At 66.1% G+C, this 5903-nt stretch carries 9 protein-coding genes; all 9 read left to right on the forward strand.

Annotation, left to right across the window (positions count from 1 at the left end):
* A partial coding sequence (locus tag ACILQR_RS15130) for a HesB/IscA family protein (protein ID WP_395652215.1) occupies positions 1 to 367 on the forward strand: 367 nt, incomplete at its 5' end.
* 4 nt (positions 368 to 371) lie between these two features.
* On the forward strand, positions 372 to 770 hold the full coding sequence (locus ACILQR_RS15135) for a TfoX/Sxy family protein (RefSeq protein ID WP_395652216.1): 399 nt from the start codon (positions 372 to 374) through the stop codon (positions 768 to 770).
* A gap of 68 nt (positions 771 to 838) precedes the next feature.
* Positions 839 to 1726 (forward strand): GIN domain-containing protein, encoded by an 888-nt coding sequence (locus ACILQR_RS15140; protein ID WP_395652217.1) that lies wholly within the window; start codon positions 839 to 841, stop codon positions 1724 to 1726.
* Between the two features lie 104 nt (positions 1727 to 1830).
* On the forward strand, positions 1831 to 2799 hold the full coding sequence (locus ACILQR_RS15145; RefSeq protein WP_395652218.1) for a hypothetical protein: 969 nt from the start codon (positions 1831 to 1833) through the stop codon (positions 2797 to 2799).
* Positions 2800 to 3108: 309 nt separating this feature from the next.
* Positions 3109 to 3414, forward strand: coding sequence for a 30S ribosomal protein S10 (rpsJ, locus tag ACILQR_RS15150; RefSeq protein ID WP_003164367.1), 306 nt, complete (start codon positions 3109 to 3111; stop codon positions 3412 to 3414).
* A gap of 21 nt (positions 3415 to 3435) precedes the next feature.
* Complete coding sequence (rplC, locus tag ACILQR_RS15155) at positions 3436 to 4191, forward strand: 50S ribosomal protein L3 (RefSeq protein WP_395652219.1); 756 nt, start codon at positions 3436 to 3438, stop codon at positions 4189 to 4191.
* On the forward strand, positions 4191 to 4859 hold the full coding sequence (gene rplD, locus ACILQR_RS15160; protein WP_395652220.1) for a 50S ribosomal protein L4: 669 nt from the start codon (positions 4191 to 4193) through the stop codon (positions 4857 to 4859). The genes rplC and rplD overlap by 1 nt, the downstream gene beginning before the upstream one ends.
* Entirely contained in the window at positions 4859 to 5161 is a 303-nt protein-coding gene (locus tag ACILQR_RS15165; protein WP_271146906.1) for a 50S ribosomal protein L23, read from the forward strand. The genes rplD and ACILQR_RS15165 overlap by 1 nt, the downstream gene beginning before the upstream one ends.
* A gap of 4 nt (positions 5162 to 5165) precedes the next feature.
* Positions 5166 to 5903, forward strand: a 738-nt coding sequence (gene rplB, locus ACILQR_RS15170; protein ID WP_395652221.1) for a 50S ribosomal protein L2, incomplete at its 3' end; no start/stop codon positions are given.

Genomic DNA, 5903 nt, shown 5'->3' on the forward strand with positions numbered 1-5903 from the left:
CCGCCGTCCGCGCCCCAAGGCCGTGACCCTGACCGAGGCCGCCGCCGAGCGGGTGCGGGAGATCATGACCAATGCGGAGAAGGACTACATCGCCCTGCGCGTCGGGGTGAAGAACGGCGGCTGCGCGGGGCAGGAATACACCTTCGCCTATGCCGAGACGATCGAGCCGCTGGACGAGGTGGTGGAGGACAAGGGGGTCACCATCCTGATCGACCCCAAGGCGATCCTGTTCCTGATCGGATCCGAGATCGACTACGAGACGACGAAGCTGGCGTCGAAGTTCGTGTTCCGCAATCCGAACCAGACCGACTCCTGTGGCTGCGGCGAGAGCGTGACGATCATTCCGGTCGCGGCGCTGGACGCCTGAAGCGGTGGCGGCCGGCGATCCCGATTTCGAGGAATGGGTTCGTGAGCATCTGGCGGGGCTCGGTCCGCTGGAGTTCAAGCGGATGTTCGGGGCCGGGGCGGTCTATTCCCACGGCCTGATCTTCGCCCTGCTGGACGACGGCGTGATCTGGCTCAAGGCGGACGAGACGACCGTGCCGGCGCTGGAGGCCGCAGGGTCGCGTCAGTTCACATATTCGGGCAAGGACGGGGCGGTGACGGGGCTGGGCTACTGGAGCCTGCCCGAAGCGGCGGTCGATGACGCGGACGAGGCCGTTCGCTGGGCCCGCGAGGCCATCGACGTCGCGCTGCGCAAGGCGGCGGCAAAGACCGCGAAATCGCGCAAGAGCCGCTCGTCGAACGGCGACATTAAATCGAGGTCATGACGTCGAGTTAAAATGACTTGGGCAACGGCGGCGCGCATTTTCCCCTCACAGCCGGAGAGGAAACCGCCATGAATTTCGCCGTCGTCGCCACCGCCGCATCCATCGCCGTCCTGGGCCTGGTCGCCATCGCCCCGTCCGCCAGCGCCAAGGAAGGCCCAGAGGTCCAGGTGCGACACGCCGTGGCCCGGATGGTCGTCATCGTCGAAGACCGCACCGACGTCGCCGTCGAGATCGAGGGTGGCACTGCCGGCCTGCCGCGTCCGACCGTGACGCGGCGCGGCGACGAAATCCGCATCGATGGCGAGCTGGGCCGGAATGCCGTGCGGAGCTGCGAGGGCGGTGCCGGCGCTCCCGGTGGCCAGCCCGGCCAGATGTCATCGGTCGAGGTCAGGAACCACGGACGTGTCCAGGTCAGCGCAGCGCCGCTGATCGTGGTTCGCACGCCTCGCCAGGTCGAGGTGTCGGTCAGCGACGGTTCGGCCGTCTTCGGCGCGGTCGGCCGGGGCGCCACATCGATTTCCCTGTCCAGCTCGGGGTGCGGCGACTGGACCGTGGCCAATACGAGCGGCGAGCTCGACGTGTCGCTCGCCGGTTCGGGCGACGTCTGGGCAGGCGACGCAGGCAGCCTCGACGTTTCTCTCGCCGGATCCGGACGGGTTTCGGCCGGGGCGACGCGCTCGCTTGAGGTGGCGATCGCGGGATCCGGCAGTGTGACGGCCCGCCAGGTCGATGGTCCTGTGGATGCCAGCATCGCCGGATCGGGTGACGTGGTCGTTCGCGGCGACGCCGGTCGGCTGGACGCCAGCATCGCCGGCTCGGGCAGTGTCATTGTGCGGGGCCGCGTCGCCAGTATCGACTCCAGCATCATGGGATCGGGAGACGTCGTCGCCGGATCGGTCGCCGGTTCGGTGTCCCAGAACTCGGTCGGCTCGGGCCGGGTCCGCGTCGGCTCATAAGAGGATCACACGCCGCCGGTCCGTCAGGATCGGAGAGTGGATAAGACGGGCGAAACCGTCACCATGGGTCCTGACCGGGCATTTCCGGTCAGGACCTTTTTCTTATGTCTCGACTGTTCGCGGCCTCGCTGGCCGCCGTGTCCCTGGTGTCCGGCCTGTCTGCCTTTGCGAGCGCCCGCGCGGCCGAGCCCGAGCCGCCCGAAGCCCTGACCTGGATGGCGCTCAAGGAGATCAACGAGGCCTATTTCAATCGGGCCGAGCCGATGAACCGGCCGGCGCTGGTGACGCGACTGCCCGACGGGATGATCCGGGCCGTCGACGTGAGCCGGGACGGCAAGCCCGACTGGCTGCTCGACTATTCCGGCGTCGGCACGGGCTTCTGCGGGACCGGGGGCTGTCTCCAGACCCTCTATGTCAGTGACGGCGACGCGTATGTCCTGGCCTTCGACGAACAGGCTCTGGAGTTCGAGGTCGCCGAGGTCGGCGGAGAGGCCAGGGTCGAGGCCCAGGTCCACCACACCTTCTGCGTTCCCGACGACTGGGACTGTACCTACGCCTTCGCCTGGGACCCCGGCCTGCTGCGGCTGGTGGAGCGCCCGAACGCGAGGGGAGTGACCCTGCTGACCAGCGGGCTGGAGCCGATCGGCGAACGGGCCGACAAGTTCGACCCGGATGCACTGCCGGCCGAGATGGCCGAGGTCTGGCGGACCAGCCGGGTGACCTGTCCCACGACCAACAATGACGACGGGCTCGAGGTGCGCCGGGCCTTCATCCGCTCGGTGCCGGATCTGAACGGCGACGACCGCCGCGACTGGATCGCCACTGCCCCCTATGCCTGCATCGATCAGGAATCGACGGAGGAGACGCCCCTGTCGGCCTTCGCAGTCTACGTCAGCCAGGGTGAGTCGCTGGTGAAGGCCTATGAGTCGGCGCCCGGCGTCTGGGCGGCCACTGACATCGCGTCTCGGCCGGCCCGCCTGCGCGTCGGACCGCCCTGCGGCTATGGCACGGAATGCCGTTTCGAGACCCTGACGTGGAATGCACAGGCAGGGCGGCTGGAGACGGTGGACTGATCTCGGGGGCGGAGTCGCAAAACCCGGCCCTGCCTCAGTTTCGCCGCTTGACGAAACGGGACTCAATCGTCATAAGCGCCAACTCTTGTTGGACCGGCTGTGCAGAGCAATCTGCAGACGCGGTTCGCAGGAACGACCTGAGTTACCGTTCTTTGTAGCGACTTAGGACTTCAACGGCCTTCGCGGGGAACTGCGTGGGCCGATCGTTTTTGCGAAACGTGCGTCCCTGATGGGGTTTCCCCTGAAGGCTTCGGTCTTTGAAATGGTTCACAGGGACGCAGGTTCGCCTGCTTGGGAAATACAACCGATATGGATCAAAGCATCCGCATCAGGCTGAAGGCCTTCGATCACCGCGTCCTCGACTTTTCGACGCGCGAAATCGTGAACACGGCCAAGCGCACCGGCGCGACCGTTCGCGGTCCGATTCCGCTGCCCACCCTGATCGAAAAGTTCACCGTGAACCGCTCGCCGCACGTCGACAAGAAGTCGCGCGAGCAGTTTGAAATCCGCACGCACAAGCGTGTCCTCGACATCGTCGACCCCACCCCGCAGACCGTGGACGCGCTCATGAAGCTCGACCTGTCCGCCGGCGTGGACGTCGAGATCAAGATTTAACGAAGAAAGAGGCGGGATCCGATGCGCACGGGCGTGATCGCCAAGAAGCTGGGCATGACCCGCGTGTTCGCCGATGACGGCGCGCACGTTCCGGTCACTGTGCTCCAGCTCGACGACTGTCAGGTCGTCGGCCAACGTACTCAGGAGCGGGACGGCTATGTCGCCCTGCAGCTGGGTGCCGGGGCCAAGAAGGCAAAGAACACCAACAAGGCTCAACGCACGACCTTCGCGAATGCGGAAGTCGAGCCCAAGCATGTCGTCACCGAGTTCCGCGTGTCGGAAGACGCGATGATCGACGTCGGTTCGACCCTGACGGCGGACCACTTCGTCGCCGGCCAGAAGGTCGACATCCAGGGCGAGACGATCGGCAAGGGCTTTGCCGGCGGCATGAAGCGCTGGAACTTCGGCGGTCTGCGGGCCACCCACGGCGTCTCGGTCTCGCACCGTTCGCTGGGTTCGACCGGCCAGCGCCAGGACCCGGGCAAGACCTTCAAGGGCAAGAAGATGGCCGGTCAGCTCGGTAACGAGACGATCACCACCCAGAACCTGACGGTCGTCCGTGTCGACGCCGAGCGCGGCCTGATCCTGGTCAAGGGCGCTGTCCCCGGCCACGAAGGCTCGTGGGTCAAGGTTCGCGACGCGCACAAGAAGCCGTTCGCCGACCTGCCTTTCCCCGGTTCGTTCAAGACCAAGGGTGCCGCTGCTGCTCCGGCCGCCGCCGAAACCCCCGCTGAGGAAGCTCCGGCTGCCGAAGTGACCGAAGGCGGTGAAGCGTAATGAAACTCTCTGTCATCAAACTCGACGGCGCTGCCGCTGGTGACGTGGAACTGTCCGATGTCGTTTTCGGCATCACCGACATCCGCGGCGACCTGCTGGCCCGTTACGTCAACTGGCAGCTGGCCAAGCGCCGCGCCGGTACCCACAAGGTCCAGACCCGGAACGAGAATTCTCGCACCGGCAAGAAGATGTACAAGCAAAAGGGCACCGGCGGCGCTCGTCACGGTTCGCGCCGTGCTCCGCAGTTCGTCGGTGGTTCGCGCGCTTTCGGCCCGGTCGTTCGCGATCACGGCTTTGATCTTCCCAAGAAGGTCCGCGCCCTGGCCCTGCGTCACGCCCTGTCGTCCAAGGCGAAGTCGGGCGGCCTGGTCGTCGTCGACAGCCTGTCGCTGGACGCGGTCAAGACCTCGGCCCTGCGCGAAACCTTCGGCAAGCTGGGCTGGACCCGGACGCTGATCATCGCCGGCCCAGAAGTCGACAACAACTTCGCCCTGGCGTCGCGGAACATCCCGCACATCAACGTCCTGCCGAACGCCGGCCTGAACGTCTATGACATCCTGCGCGCCGACACCCTGGTGTTGTCGAAGTCGGCCGTCGAGGCGATCGAGGCGACCTACGCCGACTACAAGCCCTCGCGTCGCGAGCAAGCCCAGAAGGAAGCCGCGTAATGGCCGCCGCTCCCACCGCCAAACACTACGACACCATCCTGGCCCCGGTGATCACCGAGAAAGCCACGATCCTGTCGGAGCAGAACAAGGTCGTCTTCCGCGTCGCCGGCACGTCCACCAAGGACGAAATCGCCGCTGCGGTCGAAAGCCTGTTCAAGGTCAACGTCCTGAAGGTCAACACGCTGGTGACCAAGGGCAAGACCAAGCGCTTCCGCGGCATCATGGGCCGTCGGGTCGACATCAAAAAAGCGATCGTGACCCTGGCCGAAGGCCAGTCGATCGACGTCACGACGGGGCTCTAAACAGATGGCCTTGAAAACATACAATCCGACATCGCCGGGCCGTCGCGCCCTGGTGCTGATCGACCGCTCGGAGCTCTTCAAGGGCCGTCCCGAGAAGTCGCTGACCGAAGGCCTGACCAAGTCGGGCGGACGTGGTCAGGGCGGTCGCATCGCCGTCCGCTTCCGCGGCGGTGGTGCCAAGCGCCTGTATCGCAAGATCGACTTCAAGCGTCGCAAGTTCATGACCGCGACGGTCGAGCGTCTGGAATACGATCCGAACCGGACCGCCTTCATCGCCCTCATCACCTATGAGGACGGCGAAAAGGCCTACATCGTCGCGCCGCAACGCCTGAAGGCTGGCGACACGATCGTGGCCGGCGAGAAGACCGACGTGAAGCCGGGCAACGCCATGCCGCTGCGCTCCATGCCGGTCGGCACGATCATCCACTGCGTCGAGATGAAGCCGGGCAAGGGCGCTCAGCTGGCCCGTTCGGCCGGTGCCTACGCCCAGCTGGTCGGTCGCGATCAGGGCTATGCCCAGATCCGTCTCGGCTCGGGCGAGCTGCGCATGGTCCTGGACGGCTGCATGGCCACGGTGGGCGCCGTTTCGAACGCCGACCACATGAACCAGAACCTGGGCAAGGCCGGTCGCAAGCGTCACATGGGCTTCCGCCCGCACGTCCGCGGCGTCGCCATGAACCCGATCGACCACCCGCACGGTGGTGGTGAAGGCCGGACCTCTGGTGGTCGCACCCCCGTCACG

Origin of the sequence: Brevundimonas sp. (assembly GCF_044239655.1) — a bacterium.
Lineage (GTDB): Bacteria > Pseudomonadota > Alphaproteobacteria > Caulobacterales > Caulobacteraceae > Brevundimonas.